General features: G+C 68.7%; 14 protein-coding genes. All 14 read left to right on the forward strand.

All coding sequences use genetic code 11. From position 1 onward, the window contains the following. The first annotated feature begins 5 nt into the window (after window positions 1-5). The 14 genes from CTB96_RS11990 (at window position 6) to lspA (ending at window position 14,848) form a co-directional block, all read left to right on the forward strand. On the forward strand, window positions 6-1,574 hold the full coding sequence (locus tag CTB96_RS11990) for a Mur ligase family protein (RefSeq protein WP_110127127.1): 1,569 nt from the start codon (window positions 6-8) through the stop codon (window positions 1,572-1,574). Further along, window positions 1,574-2,995, forward strand: coding sequence for a UDP-N-acetylmuramoyl-tripeptide--D-alanyl-D-alanine ligase (locus CTB96_RS11995; protein WP_110128459.1), 1,422 nt, complete (start codon window positions 1,574-1,576; stop codon window positions 2,993-2,995). Before CTB96_RS11990 ends, CTB96_RS11995 begins: the two co-directional genes overlap by 1 nt. Then, entirely contained in the window at window positions 2,989-4,083 is a 1,095-nt protein-coding gene (gene mraY / locus CTB96_RS12000; RefSeq protein WP_110127128.1) for a phospho-N-acetylmuramoyl-pentapeptide-transferase, read from the forward strand. Before CTB96_RS11995 ends, mraY begins: the two co-directional genes overlap by 7 nt. Then, window positions 4,083-5,654 carry a UDP-N-acetylmuramoyl-L-alanine--D-glutamate ligase gene (gene murD, locus CTB96_RS12005; RefSeq protein ID WP_110127129.1) on the forward strand — a complete coding sequence of 524 codons (1,572 nt, stop codon included), beginning with the start codon at window positions 4,083-4,085 and terminating at the stop codon, window positions 5,652-5,654. Before mraY ends, murD begins: the two co-directional genes overlap by 1 nt. Then, window positions 5,617-6,924 carry a putative lipid II flippase FtsW gene (gene ftsW, locus CTB96_RS12010; protein ID WP_110127130.1) on the forward strand — a complete coding sequence of 436 codons (1,308 nt, stop codon included), beginning with the start codon at window positions 5,617-5,619 and terminating at the stop codon, window positions 6,922-6,924. Before murD ends, ftsW begins: the two co-directional genes overlap by 38 nt. Further along, the gene (locus CTB96_RS12015) at window positions 6,921-8,027 is read left to right on the forward strand and encodes a UDP-N-acetylglucosamine--N-acetylmuramyl-(pentapeptide) pyrophosphoryl-undecaprenol N-acetylglucosamine transferase (protein WP_110127131.1); all 1,107 of its coding nucleotides are present in this window, start codon (window positions 6,921-6,923) and stop codon (window positions 8,025-8,027) included. Before ftsW ends, CTB96_RS12015 begins: the two co-directional genes overlap by 4 nt. Window positions 8,028-8,091: 64 nt before the next feature. Then, complete coding sequence (murC, locus tag CTB96_RS12020) at window positions 8,092-9,504, forward strand: UDP-N-acetylmuramate--L-alanine ligase (RefSeq protein WP_110127132.1); 1,413 nt, start codon at window positions 8,092-8,094, stop codon at window positions 9,502-9,504. A gap of 22 nt (window positions 9,505-9,526) precedes the next feature. After that, entirely contained in the window at window positions 9,527-10,630 is a 1,104-nt protein-coding gene (locus CTB96_RS12025; protein WP_110127133.1) for a cell division protein FtsQ/DivIB, read from the forward strand. A 140-nt stretch (window positions 10,631-10,770) separates the two neighbouring features. Continuing rightward, window positions 10,771-11,934: a cell division protein FtsZ gene (gene ftsZ / locus CTB96_RS12030; protein WP_110127134.1), complete on the forward strand. Its 1,164-nt coding sequence runs from the start codon at window positions 10,771-10,773 to the stop codon at window positions 11,932-11,934. Beyond that, entirely contained in the window at window positions 11,934-12,659 is a 726-nt protein-coding gene (locus tag CTB96_RS12035; protein WP_110127135.1) for a YggS family pyridoxal phosphate-dependent enzyme, read from the forward strand. The genes ftsZ and CTB96_RS12035 overlap by 1 nt, the downstream gene beginning before the upstream one ends. 19 nt (window positions 12,660-12,678) lie before the next feature. Further along, entirely contained in the window at window positions 12,679-13,185 is a 507-nt protein-coding gene (locus CTB96_RS12040; RefSeq protein WP_110127136.1) for a cell division protein SepF, read from the forward strand. A 6-nt stretch (window positions 13,186-13,191) separates the two neighbouring features. Beyond that, window positions 13,192-13,488, forward strand: a complete 297-nt coding sequence (locus CTB96_RS12045; protein WP_110127137.1) for a YggT family protein — start codon at window positions 13,192-13,194, stop codon at window positions 13,486-13,488. 135 nt (window positions 13,489-13,623) lie between these two features. Further along, complete coding sequence (locus tag CTB96_RS12050) at window positions 13,624-14,277, forward strand: DivIVA domain-containing protein (RefSeq protein ID WP_110127138.1); 654 nt, start codon at window positions 13,624-13,626, stop codon at window positions 14,275-14,277. Continuing rightward, the gene (gene lspA / locus CTB96_RS12055; protein WP_181397248.1) at window positions 14,267-14,848 is read left to right on the forward strand and encodes a signal peptidase II; all 582 of its coding nucleotides are present in this window, start codon (window positions 14,267-14,269) and stop codon (window positions 14,846-14,848) included. The genes CTB96_RS12050 and lspA overlap by 11 nt, the downstream gene beginning before the upstream one ends. Window positions 14,849-14,869: the final 21 nt, after the last annotated feature.

The following is a 14,869-nucleotide window of genomic DNA, read 5'->3' on the forward strand; positions in this document are numbered from 1 at the left end:
GCCTCGTGACCGATTTGGCACCCTCGGCTCTCCGTCCTCAGCACCCGGTCCCGCGGTCGTTGTCGGGACTAGTCGATGAATTTGAACTTGACCTCCGTGGTGACACCGGAACCCGTGAACTGACCGGTGTGAGCCTGAGCTCGCGCACAGTGCAGCCCGGCGACCTCTACGTCGGCGTACCCGGGCGGGTCAGCCACGGCGCCGCTTTTGCCGTCGCGGCGAGGGAAGCCGGTGCCGTTGCGATCCTGACCGACGAAGCCGGCGCGCTGCTGGCCGCCGACAGCGGCTTGCCCGTGCTGGTCACGCCGGACGTGCGGGTGGCGCTCGGCGCCGTCGCCGCCTGGCTGTACCGCACCGACGAGAACCCGGCGACCCTGTTCGGCGTCACCGGCACCAACGGCAAGACCAGCGTCGTCTACCTGCTGTTCGCCATCCTCAGCCAGCTCGGAGTCGTCGCCGGCCTCACCTCCACCGCCGAACGCCGGATCGGCGAGATCGCCGTGACGAGCAATCTGACCACCCCGGAGGCCAGCGAACTACACGCCCTCCTCGCCCGCATGCGCGAAGCCGAGGTGCGCGCCGTCGGCGTCGAGATCTCCGCCCAGGCGATCAGCCGGCACCGGGTCGACGGCCTGGTCTTCGACGTCGCCGGATTCACCAACCTCTCGCACGACCACCTCGACGACTACGAGTCGATGGAGGAGTACTTCCAGGCCAAGCTCGAGCTGTTCCAGCCCGACCGTTCCCGCCGCGGCGTGATCACGGTCGACTCCGACTGGGGCCGCCGGATCGCGGCGGAATGCCGCATCCCGGTCACCACCCTGGCCAACACCCCGCTCGGCCACGACCCGGCCCAGCCGCTCGTCGACGCCGACTGGCACATGAGCGTGCTGGAGACCGGCGCGCGCCACACCGAGTTCGAACTCGTCGGCCCAGAGGGCCGGCGCCTGCAGACCCGGGTACCGTTGCTCGGCTGGTACATGGCCGCCAACGCCGCGCTGGCCATCGTGCTGCTGGTCGAGAGCGGCTTCGACCTCTCCGCGATCGAGCAGGCCCTCACCCGCGACGGCGGCATCGACGTCTACATCCCCGGCCGGGCGGAGTTGATCTCCGGCGACCGTGGACCCCTGGTCTACATCGACTACGGGCACAGCCCCGACGCGTTCCTCAACACGCTCGCCGCCATCCGCGCCTCCACCACCGGCCGTGTCGTGATGGTGTTCGGCGCCGACGGTGACCGGGACAAGACCAAGCGCGGCGACATGGGCGCCATCGCGGCCCGCGGCGCCGACGCCGTCGTGATCACAGATTTCCACCCGCGGTGGGAGGATGCGGCCAGCATCCGGAGCACCCTTCTCACCGCCGCCCGGGCCGCCGCGCCCGACGGCGAACTGTACGAGGTGCCGGACCCCGCGACCGCGTTCCGGCGCGCGCTTTCCCTGGCCGGCGAGGGCGACGTTGTGCTCTACGCGGGACCGGGCCACGAAAATTACCAGGAGGTCAAGGGCGTGAAGATCCCGTATTCAGCCAGGGATGACGCCCGCGTCGCACTGCAGGAAGCCGGGTGGCTGTGATGATCGCCCTGAGCCTCACTGACATCGCCGCAGCCGCGAACGGCGAACTCCACCTCGCCGAAGGCCCCGCCGCGCTCACGGCGGAGTCACTCGTCTCCGGTGCCGTGCACACCGACTCGCGCGAGGTCGGCGCCGGCGACGTGTTCGTCGCCAAGCCGGGGGAGGAGACCGACGGTCACCTCTTCGCCCCCGCCGCCGTAGCCGGCGGTGCCGCCGTGATCATCGTCGAGCGACTGCTCGACCTGCCGGTGGCGCAGGTTCTGGTGCCAGACGCCGTCACCGCGCTCGGCGACCTGGCCACCTTCGTCATCGCCCGGGTGCGCGCTCTCGGCCGGCTGAAGATCGTCGGCGTCACCGGATCCAACGGCAAGACCACCACCAAGAACCTGCTGCGCGCGATCCTGGAACGGGTCGGCCCCACCGTCGCGGCCCGGGCCTCGTTCAACAACGAGGTCGGCGCCCCGCTGACCATGCTCGAAGTCACCGAGGAGACCGAATTCCTGGTCGCCGAGATGGGCGCGAGCGACATCGGCGAGATCGCGCGCCTGGTGCGGATGGCCAGACCCGACATCGGCATCGTGCTGACCGTCGGGCTCGCCCACGCCGGCGGCTTCGGCGGTATCGAAGCGACAGTGCGCGCCAAGAGCGAGATGGTCACCGACCTGCTCCCGACCGACATCGCCGTGCTGAACGCCGACGACGACAGGGTCGCCGGCATGGCGGCCATCACCCCGGCGCGGGTGGTCTGGTTCGGGGAGGGCGACCGCGCAGATGTGCGCGCGTCTGATATCTCCGGCAGCCGCACCGGAACCACCTTCACGCTGCACCTCCCGGGCGGCCAGAGCCGGCCGGTGTCGTTCCGGGTGCTCGGCGAACACCACGTCATGAACGCCCTGGCAGCGTCGGCGGCTGCCAGCCAACTCGGCGTGGCCATCGACGACATCGTCGCCGCCCTCGAATCGGTCACCGTCGCCGAGCGCTGGCGCATGGAGGTCCTGGGCGGCCGGGACGACATCACCGTGATCAACGACGCCTACAACGCCAGCCCGGACTCGATGTCAGCTGCCCTGAAGACCCTCGCCCAGATCCGCAAGCCCACCGGCCGCAGCATCGCCGTGCTCGGCGAGATGAGCGAGCTCGGCGAACTCTCCGGCGACGAACACGATCGCATCGGCCTCCTGGCCGTTCGGCTCAACATCTCCCAACTCGTCGTGGTCGGCCCTGCCGCCAGGCGAATGCACATCAGCACCATCAACGAAGGCTCCTGGGACGGCGAATCGGCGTATGTCGAGACCGCCGACGACGCCTTCGCCTTGCTGAGCGACACGGTCAAGCCAGGCGACACCGTGCTCGTCAAATCATCGAATTCAGCCGGACTCCGTTTCCTCGGCGACCGACTGGGAAAGTTGTACTCGTGGTAGCCCTCCTGCTGGCCGGAGCGATGTCCCTCGTCTTCACGCTGCTCCTGACCCCGCTGTTCATCCGGCTCTTCCACAAGCTCGGCTGGGGCCAGTTCATCCGCGATGACGGGCCGAAGAGCCACCACGCCAAGCGCGGTACCGCCACCATGGGCGGCATCATCATCATCGTCGGCGTCCTGGTCAGCTATTTCCTCGCCATGTGGATTGAACAGCGGCCGCTGACGGCGTCCCCGCTGCTCGTGTTGTTCATGATGGTCGGCCTCGGGCTGGTCGGCTTCCTCGACGACTTCCTCAAGACCCGCAACCAGCGCAGCCTCGGCCTGGGCGGCTGGCAGAAGATCGCCGGCCAGGTCGTCGTCGCGGGAGCGTTCGGCTGGATGGCGCTGCAGTTCCCCGACAAGAACGGTGAGACACCGGCATCCACCCACATCTCGTTCATCCGGGACCTGCCGCTGGACTTCATGAAGCTCGGCACCTTCATCGGCATCGCCGCGTTCCTCGTCTGGATCTGCCTGATCGTGGCGGCGACCTCGAACGGTGTCAACGTCACCGACGGTCTCGACGGGCTCGCCACCGGATCGCTGGTCTTCGCGATCGGGTCGTACATCATCATCGGGTTCTGGCAGTCGAACCAGTCCTGCAACCCGGGCGGCTCGGACATGGCCGACATGTACAAGTGTTACGCCGGCCCGGATTCCTTCGACCTGGCCATCGTGGCCGCGGCGATCGTCGGCGGCCTGATCGGCTTCCTCTGGTGGAACACCTCGCCCGCGAAGATCTTCCTCGGCGACACCGGTTCGCTCGGCCTCGGCGGCGCGCTGGCCGCCCTGGCCATCCTCAGCCGCACCGAACTCCTCCTCGTGCTCATCGGCGGCCTCTTCGTGATCGAAGCCGGGTCCGTGATCGTGCAGCGCGGCTACTTCAAGGTCACCCGCGGCAAACGGATCTTCCTGATGAGCCCCATCCACCACCACTTCGAACTCAAGGGCTGGGCAGAGGTCACCGTCGTGGTGCGCTTCTGGATCATCGGCGGGCTCCTGGTGGCCGCCGGCGTCGGCACCTTCTACCTCGAATGGCTGGCCGTCTGATGGGCGCCCACTCCTACGGGGACGGCCATGCCGACGGCACCACCGGCCCCGACACCAGCCGGCTCGACCGGCTGACCAGCTGGCACTCCGACTGGACCGGCCTCAGGGTGGCCGTGCTGGGCCTCGGGGTGACCGGCTTCGCCGCCGCGGACACCCTGGCCGAGCTCGGCGCAGACGTGCTGGTCGTCGCCGGGCGCGCCCCGGACGACCGTGCCCGCCTGCTCGAGGTGCTCGGCATCCCATTGGTCACCGCGGACCTCGATTCCGCGCCGGACGAGCTCGTCGCCCACGACGCCGAGGTGCTCATCGTGTCGCCCGGTTTCCACCCCGACCACGCCCTCCTGCTCTGGGCGGCCGAGCACCGGATCCCGGTCTGGGGCGACATCGAACTGGCCTGGCGGCTGCGCGACAAGGTGGGCCCGGCCGCGCCGTGGATCCTGGTCACCGGCACCAACGGCAAGACCACCACCGTGCAGCTCACGGCGACCATGCTCGCGGCCGCCGGCCACCGGGTCGCGCCGTGCGGCAACATCGGTGTGCCCGTCCTCGACGCCATCCGCGACCCGCAGGGCTGGGATGTGTTGGTCGTCGAACTCTCCAGCTACCAGTTGCACCACCTGCCCCTGTCCGGTCCCGGAGCTCTCGTGCCGTGGTCGACCACCTGCCTGAACGTGGCCGACGACCACCTGGACTGGCATGGCTCCGCGGCGGCCTACCGCGACGCCAAGGCCAAGGTCTACGCCAACACCCGCGTCGCCTGTGTCTACAACAAGGCAGACGTCGCCACCATGCGCATGGTCGAGGACGCCGAGGTGAGCGAGGGAGCTCGAGCCATCGGCTTCGGCCTGGGCGTACCAGGACCCAGCGACCTCGGAATCGTGGAGGGCATCCTCTGCGACCGCGCCTTCCTCGAGGAACGGTTCGACACCGCCATCGAGCTCAGCACCGTCGCGGATCTCGCCGCCGTCGGGCTCTCCGCCCCGCACGTGGTCGCCAATATCCTCGCCGCCGCAGCGCTGGCACGCTCCTTCGACGTTCCGCCGGAGGCGATTCGCGACGCCCTCGCCGACTTCAGGCTCGACGCCCACCGCATCGAGGTCGTGGCCGTGAGTGAGGGCATCAGCTGGATCGACGATTCCAAGGCGACCAACCCGCACGCCGCGGATGCCTCCCTCGCCGCCTACGACTCCGTCGTCTGGTTGGTCGGCGGGCTGCTCAAGGGCGTCGACATCGGTGAGCTCGTCGCCAAGCACGCCGACAGGCTGCGCGGTGCCGTGGTGATCGGCGTCGAACGCGCCGAAGTCCTGGCGGCATTCCGGCGACACGCCCCCACCCTGCGCGTGTTCGAGATCGACTCGGATGACACTGGTGAGGTCATGCCGAACGCAGTCGGCCTGGCCGCGTCGCTGGCCGAGGCCGGGGACGTCGTCCTCCTGGCGCCGGCCGCGGCATCCATGGACCAGTTCGCGAGCTATGCGGAACGTGGCGCACAGTTCGCCCAGGCCGTTCACGACTATTTGGGAGGTGGGTCGCATGAAGACTCGTCCTCGTCCCCGGGTGCCGGTGTCTGAACCGGCTGGGCCGGCAACGACCACCGGTTCGCGCAGCCCCCTGACGCGAATCAACCTCGGCAAGGTCTTCCGCGCCGAGTCGACGAACTACCTGCTGCTCTTGGGCACCACCCTTTTCCTGGTGGTCTTCGGCCTGGTCATGGTGCTGTCCTCCTCGTCGGTGGACTCGTACCTCGAAGACGCCGGCTTCTTCGGCGGTCTCTTCCGCCAGGGCATCTTCGCGGTGATCGGCGTGCCGCTGATGCTCGTGATCAGCCGCCTGCCCGTGACGTTCTGGAAGCGCATCGCCTGGCCGGCCCTGCTGATCGCCTGCTTCTTCCAGTGCCTCGTGGTCTTCACCCCGCTCGGCGTCACCGTGGCCGGCAACACCAACTGGCTGGACTTCGCCGGAGTGCAGTTCCAGCCGTCAGAGGCGATCAAGGTCGCCCTGGTGGTCTGGCTCGGCGTGATCCTCGCGCAGAAGAAAGACAAGCTCGACGACTGGCGGCACGTGTACATCCCCGTGTTCGGTGTCGGCGGCGGGTCGGTGCTGCTCGTCATGATCGGTGGTGACCTCGGAACCGTGATCATCATGGCCGGCATCCTCTTCGGGGCGTTGTTCTTCGCCGGCGTGCGGCTGCGGCTGCTCGCGATTCCGCTGGTCATCGGCGTGGCCGGCGGTGGCCTGCTCGCGATCACCAGCGAAAACCGGATGACACGCATCATGAGTTTTGCCGTCGACGGCTGCGACGAGCTCACCGGCACCATCTCCGCGGCCTGCTGGCAGCCTCTGCACGGCACCTGGGCCCTGGCCAACGGGGGAGTGTTCGGCGTGGGCCTGGGCAATTCCAAGGCCAAGTGGTCCTGGTTGCCCGCAGCCGACAACGACTACATCTTCGCCATCATCGGTGAGGAGCTGGGTCTGATCGGTGCCATCGTGGTGCTGCTGATGTTCATCCTGCTGGCCTTCGCGTTCATCCGCATCCTGCGCGGCACCTCGAACATGCAGATCAAGGTGACCACCTCTGCCGTCATGGTCTGGATCATCGGCCAGGCGCTCGTGAACATCGGGGTCGTCCTCGGCGTACTCCCGGTGCTCGGCGTGCCGCTCCCGTTGATCTCCGCCGGCGGCACCGCCCTGCTCACCACCCTGGCGGCGATCGGCGTCGTGCTGTCGTTCGCACGCAGCGACCATGACCTGCAGGAGAACGCCAAGGCCCGCTCACGCGCCTCGGCACCGGCCGCACCCGTCGGTGCAGGGTCGGCCCCGAAACGAGGAACCACCCGATGACGACCTACCTGCTGGCCGGCGGCGGAACCGCCGGTCACGTCAATCCGCTGCTCGCCGTGGCCGACGCGCTGCGCCTGCGGGACCCGGAGGCGACGGTGCTCGTGCTGGGCACGGCCGAGGGGCTCGAGGCACGGCTGGTGCCGGCCCGCGGCTACGAACTGATTATCGTGCCCCGACTGCCGTTCCCGCGTCGGCCCGGGAAAGCGGCCATCACCTTCCTGCCCCGCTTCAACCGCGCCATCACCGATGTCGTCACGGTCCTCCGCGAACGCAGGGTCGACGTCGTCGTCGGCTTCGGCGGGTATGTCTCCACCCCGGCCTACCTCGCCGCCCGGCGCGCCGGAGTGCCGATCGCCATCCACGAGGCCAACGCCAAGCCCGGCCTGGCCAACCGGCTCGGCTCCACGCTGACCCGGTCCGTCGGTGTGGCCTTCGCCGGCACCAGGCTCAGGCACGCCACCGTGGTGGGGATGCCGTTGCGGCGGGAGATCGAGACCCTCGACCGGGTGGGAACCCGCGCCGAGGCGCTCGAGTTCTTCGGCCTCGATCCCGAACGGCCGACCCTGCTCGTCACCGGCGGTTCGCTCGGTGCCCGGCGCATCAACCGCACCGTCGTCGATTCCGCCGGCGCACTCATCGGCGCCGGCTGGCAAGTGCTGCACATCACCGGCAGCCGGTCGGAGGTCGTCGATCCCGGTGTGCCCGGGTACACCATGGTGGAGTACTGCGACCGGATGGACCTGGCCCTGTCTGCGGCCGACTTCGCGGTCTCCCGCGCCGGCGCGGCCACCGTCAGCGAGTTGAGTGCACTGGGCATCCCTGCCGTGCTGGTCCCGTACCCCGTCGGAAATGGCGAGCAGCGGTTCAACGCGGCCGACGTCGTGGCGGCCGGCGGCGGCATCCTGGTCGACGACGCCGCTTTCCTGCCCGGTTGGGTCACGTCCACGCTGCTGCCGGTGCTCGCGGAACCGCGCCGCATCCACGACATGGGTGCAGCGGCCGGGTCGGTGGGCGTGCTCGATGGCACCCGGCGCACGATCGCGCTGATCGACCAGGCCGGCGGCGCCCGCGCCGCGTTCGCCGAAGGCAGTCCCGCCGCGTAACGTTGAACCAGACTCGCGTCACCATCTGAACATCCACGCTCCGCCCGCACAGAAAGACCGTCACGTGATCAAGCCAGACCTGACCCTCATCGTTCCCGAAGACCTCGGCACGGTGCACTTCGTGGGCATCGGCGGCTCGGGGATGAGCGGCATCGCCCGCCTGTTCCTGGCGGCCGGGCACACCGTCACCGGGTCCGACGTGCGCGACTCCGACAACATCCATGCGCTCCGCGACCTCGGCGCACGCATCGCTATCGGGCACGACGCCGCCAACGTGGGCGACGCCGACAGCCTGGTCGTCACCGGTGCGCTGTGGCAGGACAACCCCGAATACGTGCTCGCCACCGAACGCGGCCTCCCGGTGCTGCACCGTTCGCAGGCGCTGGCCTGGCTGATCCGCTCGCACCGCCTGGTCTCGGTCGCCGGCGCCCACGGCAAGACCACCTCCACCGGCATGGTCGTCACGGGCCTGCTCGGCCTCGCCCAGGACCCGAACTTCGTCAACGGCGGCGTGATCGAATCCCTCGGCGTGAGCGCGGGCAGCGGTGCGGACGACCTGTTCGTGGTCGAAGCCGACGAATCCGACGGCTCATTCCTGCTCTACGACACCAGCATCGCGCTGATCACCAACGTCGACCCCGACCACCTCGACCACTACGGCTCGCTCGAGGCCTTCGAGGCGGCATTCGTCGAGTTCGCCCAGAACGCCGGCGAACTCGTCGTCGTCTCCTCCGACGACCCCGGCGCCGTGCGCGTGACCGGCCGACTGGTCGACAAGCAGGTCATCACCTTCGGCGAGGCCGACGACGCCACCGTACGGGTGCACTCCGTCGTCACCGACGGCCCGGTCAGCTTCAGCGTGCGCTGGCAGGGGGCGGACTACTCCGCCACCCTGCGCATCCCTGGCATGCACAACGCCATCAACGCGGCCGGTGCGTTCGCCGTGCTCGTGGGCCTCGGATTCGACCCGGCGGACTCCCTGGCGGCGATCGCGCAGTTCGGCGGCACTCAGCGCCGCTTCGAACTGCACGGCACCGTGCGCGGCGTGAGCGTCTACGACGACTACGCACACCACCCCACCGAGGTCGCCGCGGCCCTGGCCGCCGCCCGCACCGTCGTGGGCAGCGGTCGGATCATCGCCGTGCACCAGCCGCACCTGTACAGCCGCACCCGGCTGTTCGCCCAGGAATTCGCCGACACGCTGGAGAAATATGCCGACGAGACCATCGTGCTCGCGGTCTACGGCGCCCGAGAAGACCCCGAGCCGGGCGTGACCGGCGCGCTGGTCTCCGAACGCTTCAGCGACCCCGCCCACGTGGCCTACATCCCCGAATGGCAGGATGCCGCAGACTACCTCGGCACCATCGCCAGGGAGGGCGACTTCGTTGTGACCCTCGGCTGCGGCGACGTCTACCGCATCGTGCCGCAGCTCCTCGACTCCCTCGGCAGCCAGCCCGTCGCCGGAGCGCGCGGATGAGGCCTGGACTAGGCCAGCGCGCATGAAGCGTCCCCCCGGGTTCGACCCAGCCGCCCGGCCGGCGACCCGGCCTACCCCGCCGAAACGCGCGCCGGAGCCGGCGCAGCCTCCGGCGGCGTCTGCACCGACGCGGTCAACCGCCCCGCCACGCGCTGGAGCAGGCTCTGACGCGGCGACCGAGCCGATCACCCTGCCGGCCGCCACTGCGGCCGCAGACGCCCAGGCCACCCCGCGCACGACTCCACAGCCGGCCGCGGGGAAGAAACCGCGCTTCACGCGCACCGCGAGCCGCGGCGACTCGACCGGCAGCCCGGGCGGTACCGCAGCCGACGCTTCCGGCGCCGCCGAGCCTCCGCTGACGGCCCGCACCGCCCGGGCCCGCCTCCGGGCCGCCCGGCGCGCCCGCAAGCAGTACGAACGCAGTGAGGTGCGCCGGTTCACCTCCCGCTCCCGCCGCCGCCGCAACCTCTGGATCGCCGCCGCCGCCACCGTTGCCGCCCTCGTGGCCTTCGTGCTCGTCGGCGTCTTCTCCCCGCTGATGGCCCTGCGCACCATCGAGGTGACCGGCACCAGCCGAATTCCGGCCGCCGATGTGGTCGCCGCCCTCGACGGCCAGCTCGGCACCCCGCTGCCCCTGGTCGACCTCAGCGAGGTGAAGCGGGAGCTGAGCGAGTTCAGCCTCATCCGCAGCTTCGTGACCGAGAGCCGGCCGCCAGACACCCTCGTCGTGCGGATCGTCGAACGCGAGCCCATCGGCGCCATCACCTCCGCGGCCGGATTCGACCTCGTCGACGCCGCCGGCGTCGTCATCACCAGCGGGGCCGAACGCCCGGCCGGCTACCCCATCATCACGGCACCCGGGGGAGCCAGCGGGGCCGGCTTCCAGGCCGCCGTCGCCGTCGTCGGCGCCCTGCCCGACGGCATCCGCGCGCAGCTGGACAGCGTCACGGCCGCCACCAAGGACGACGTCACCCTCACCCTGGCCGGGGGAGCACGGGTGGTCTGGGGCAACGCCGAACGCTCGGAGTACAAGGCCGTCGTCCTCGCCGCGCTGATCGTCAGCCACCCGGTGGGCAGCGTCACCGAATACGACGTGTCCTCACCGGACAGCGCCGTCGTCCGCTGATATCCAGCCGAGTATTTCCGACACGCGGGCGCGCCTCCCCATGGCGTACCCGGTGGCACCTAACTTCGAATTTAGGAATTGCATACTCAGCATAACTTTAAGCTTCGACTAGAGGTTTAGGGTTCCACCGGAGGCCGGACGTGTCAACTAATCAGAACTACCTAGCAGTCATCAAGGTTGTTGGAATTGGCGGAGGCGGCGTCAACGCCGTCAACCGCATGATCGAGCTCGGCCTCCGCGGGGTCGAATTCATCGCCATCAATACGGATGCCCAGGCACTCCTGATGAGCGATGCCGACGTCAAGCTCGACGTCGGCCGCGACCTCACCCGGGGTCTCGGCGCCGGAGCGGACCCGGAGGTCGGCCGTCGTGCCGCCGAGGATCACGCCGAGGAAATCGAAGAGGCGCTGGCCGGAGCCGACATGGTCTTCGTCACCGCCGGCGAGGGTGGTGGCACCGGTACCGGTGGCGCACCCGTCGTCGCCCGCATCGCCAAGTCCATCGGCGCGCTCACCATCGGTGTCGTCACCAAGCCGTTCGGCTTCGAGGGCAAGCGCCGTCAGGCGCAGGCCGAGACCGGCGTCGCCTCGCTCAAGAACGAGGTCGACACCCTCATCGTCGTGCCGAACGACCGCCTGCTGGAAATCAGCGACCGCGGCATCAGCATGCTCGAGGCCTTCGCCACCGCGGACCAGGTCCTCCTGGCCGGTGTGCAGGGCATCACCGACCTGATCACCACCCCCGGCCTGATCAACCTCGACTTCGCCGACGTCAAGTCGGTCATGCAGGGCGCCGGTTCCGCCCTGATGGGCATCGGTTCCTCCCGCGGTGCCGACCGCGCGATCAAGGCGGCGGAACTCGCCGTCGCATCGCCACTGCTCGAGGCCTCGATCGACGGCGCCCACGGCGTACTGCTCTCCATCCAGGGTGGCTCCAACCTCGGTATCTTCGAGATCAACGACGCTGCCCGTCTGGTGCAGGAAGCCGTGCACCCCGAGGCCAACATCATCTTCGGTGCCGTCATCGATGACACCCTCGGCGACGAGGTGCGCGTCACCGTCATCGCCGCCGGGTTCGACGGCGGAGAGCCCGGTGCCAAGGTCGCCGAGGTGCGTCGCTCCGACCTCGTGGCTGCCGGTGTCGCCGCCGGTGTGTCCGGCGCCGCCATCAGCGCCGACAGCGCCCCGGTCGACGAGCCCGCCGGCTCGGTCTGGTCCGCGGACTCCGCTGCGAGCACCCCGGTCTCCGACCCGGCCTTCGAGGACGATTCAGACGACCTGGACATTCCCGACTTCCTGAAGTAATGGTCGATCCGAAGCTCGCCGAACGGCTGGCGAACGTGCAGGGCGGCATCGCCGACGCTGTGCGACTCGCCGGCCGCCCGGCGGACGAGGTGACCACCATCGTGGTGACCAAGTTCCAACCGGTGTCGCTGGTGCGGGACCTGGTCGAGCTCGGCATCCGGGACTTCGGGGAGAGTCGTCACCAGGAAGCGCAGGCCAAGGCCGCCGACCTGGCCGGTGCCGACATCCGTTGGCACTTCGTCGGCCAGGTGCAGGGCAAGAAGGCGCGCCAGGTGCGTGCCTATGCGTCGGTGATCCACTCGGTGGACAGGGACTCCCTGGTCACCGCTCTGGGCACTCCGCTCGATTCCACAGCCCCGGCCGGTTCCGACGCACTGCGCACCGTTGAGTGCTTCGTGCAGGTGAACCTCACCGAGGATCCGGCCAGGGGTGGCGTGTCGATTCCCGACCTCGCTCCGCTGGTGGAACGCGTGCTCGCCACTGACGGGCTCACCCTGCTCGGACTGATGGCGGTTGCCCCGCTCGGGGCCGACCCGAAACGATCCTTCGCCCTCGTCGCCGAGCTCGGTGCCCAGATGCGCGGGATTGCTCCCGCCGCCAAATGCCTGTCGATGGGAATGTCCCAGGACTACGCGGCCGCCATCGCGGAAGGCGCGACACACCTGCGAATTGGCACCGCAATCACCGGTAATCGTCCGGCACCGGTTAATCTGAAAACGTCGTAATACCAACACGGAGGTCGAGATGTCCAACCCGCTCAAGAAAACCATGGTCTACCTGGGTCTGGCAGACGAAGAGCTGGAATATGAGGCGCCCGCCGCGGCTCCCGTCTCCACTCTCCCCACCCAGTCCTCGCACGCTGCGTCCTCGCACGCGTCCCCGGCGAATGCCTCGCACTCGTCCGGCCGTGCCCCGGTGACGCCGCTGCACAAGACCTCGACCCCCAAGAATGTTGTCGTGTCTGAAATGAACGAGATCCTCACAGTCCACCCGCGCCAGTACCGCGACGCGCAGGTCATTGCAGAGTCCTTCCGTGAGGGCATCCCTGTGATCATCAATCTCTCCCAGATGAGCGACGCCGACGCCCGCCGTCTGATCGACTTCGCCAGCGGCCTCTCGCAGGGCCTCTACGGCAAGATCGAGCGCGTCACCGCCAAGGTCTTCCTGCTGTCGCCGTCACACGTCGTCATCTCCGGCGACAACGCTGCAGAGGAGGGGGACGCCGATTCCTCCTTCTTCGCGCAGTCATAGCGCAACGTGTTCGTAGTTTCCCTGATCGGCGCGGTGCTCTACTACGCCCTGCTGCTGTACTTCTTCGTGATGTGGGGCCGGTTCATCGTCGACCTCGTGCGCGGCGTCAACCGGTCGTGGCGGCCCAGAGGGTTCGTTCTCGTGCTCATCGAGCTCGTTTACACCGTCACCGACCCGCCGATCAATTTCTTTCGCCGGATCTTCCCGCCCCTGCGGGTCGGTCCCATCGCCTTCGATTTCGGCTGGAGCCTGACCATGCTCTGCTGCATCATCGGCATGTGGATTACGGCGATTCTGTTCTGACGCGCAGCTCCGCCGGGGTCACGGCATGTATTCTGGATCGATAACGGCCAACCAGTCCGGGTTCAACCGCGCGCCAGTTGGTCGTCAGCACGTGTTCGCACAACTGTTCGCAAATAAGTTTTGAGGTGGAAAGCCATGGCGCTAACTCCGGAAGATGTAGTCAACAAGCGGTTCCAGTCAACCAAGTTCCGTGAGGGATATGACCAGGACGAGGTTGACGACTTCCTCGACGAGGTCGTTGTCGAACTGCGACGCCTTACCCAGGAGAACGAGGACCTCAAGTCCCGCCTGTCTGGTGGCGAAACTGCAGCTCCGGTCGCGGCCGCCCCGGCCCAGGTCGCCGAGCCGGTCAACACCCCGGAGCCCGTGGCAGAGCCCGTCGCCGCTGTTGTTCCCGCGCCCGTCGCCGTCGCCCCGGTCACCGAGGTCGACGAGACCGCCGGCACGACCAACCTTCTGCAGCTGGCCCGCCGCCTGCACGAGGAGCACGTCAAGGAAGGCGCCGAGAAGCGCGACGCCCTGATCGCCGAGGGCCACGCCACGGCAGCCCGCGTCATCGCGGAGTCCGAAGCCAAGCAGCGTGCGCAGATCAACGTGCTCGACCAGGAGCGTTCGGTTCTCGAGAACAAGATCGAGGGCCTGCGCAACTTCGAGCGCGAATACCGCGAGAAGCTGAAGAGCTACATCGAGGGTCAGCTGCGCGACCTGGACTCCACGCCTGTCGGCGCCGGAGCAGGCAAGGACTCGGGCAACTCGCCGAAGGCGAGCTTCCAGGGCTTTGGCGCGTAACAGCTCGACGAAGGTCAGTTTCCGCGCCCTCCTCGTCCTGGCCCTCGTGGCCGTGGGCGGGTATGCGCTCGACCAGATCAGTAAGGCCCTCGTCGTCCGCGTGATGACAGAGGGTGAGAACGTCCGGGTTCTTGGTGATGTGCTGCAGTGGCACTTCGTCAGGAACCCGGGCGCCGCATTCTCCTTCGCCACCGGCCTCACTTGGGTGTTCTCACTCATTGCGGCCGGTGTCGTCGTGTTCATCGTGTTGTTCGCGCGGCGCATCCGCTCGACACGGTGGGCACTGGTCTTCGGACTCCTGCTCGGTGGTGTGCTCGGCAATCTGACCGACCGCCTGTTCCGCGAACCCACCTTCGGCATGGGCCACGTGATCGACTTCATCTACACCCCGTGGATGATGCCCGCGATCTACAATGTCGCCGACTGCTGCATCGTGGTGAGCATGGTCTTGTTCATGCTGCTCACCCTGCGCGGCATCGGCCTGGACGGCACCCGCACGCCTGCCGCCGCGCCGTCCGTGCCGGCCGCCGCGCCTGCCGACGTGCCCGCAGCGCTCCCCACCCCGCACTGACCCCCCCGACTGACCCGCCCC

The sequence above is a fragment of the Cryobacterium arcticum genome (assembly GCF_003185895.1).
Taxonomy (GTDB): domain Bacteria; phylum Actinomycetota; class Actinomycetes; order Actinomycetales; family Microbacteriaceae; genus Cryobacterium; species Cryobacterium arcticum.

What these genes read in the sequence shown, in the direction of transcription:
- CTB96_RS11995 (WP_110128459.1), top strand. Translation starts at nt 1,574, where the DNA reads ATGATCGCCCTGAGCCTCACTGACATCGCCGCAGCCGCGAACGGCGAA.
- murD (WP_110127129.1), top strand. Translation starts at nt 4,083, where the DNA reads ATGGGCGCCCACTCCTACGGGGACGGCCATGCCGACGGCACCACCGGC.
- ftsW (WP_110127130.1), top strand. Translation starts at nt 5,617, where the DNA reads ATGAAGACTCGTCCTCGTCCCCGGGTGCCGGTGTCTGAACCGGCTGGG.
- CTB96_RS12015 (WP_110127131.1), top strand. Translation starts at nt 6,921, where the DNA reads ATGACGACCTACCTGCTGGCCGGCGGCGGAACCGCCGGTCACGTCAAT.
- CTB96_RS12025 (WP_110127133.1), top strand. Translation starts at nt 9,527, where the DNA reads ATGAAGCGTCCCCCCGGGTTCGACCCAGCCGCCCGGCCGGCGACCCGG.
- CTB96_RS12035 (WP_110127135.1), top strand. Translation starts at nt 11,934, where the DNA reads ATGGTCGATCCGAAGCTCGCCGAACGGCTGGCGAACGTGCAGGGCGGC.
- CTB96_RS12040 (WP_110127136.1), top strand. Translation starts at nt 12,679, where the DNA reads ATGTCCAACCCGCTCAAGAAAACCATGGTCTACCTGGGTCTGGCAGAC.
- CTB96_RS12050 (WP_110127138.1), top strand. Translation starts at nt 13,624, where the DNA reads ATGGCGCTAACTCCGGAAGATGTAGTCAACAAGCGGTTCCAGTCAACC.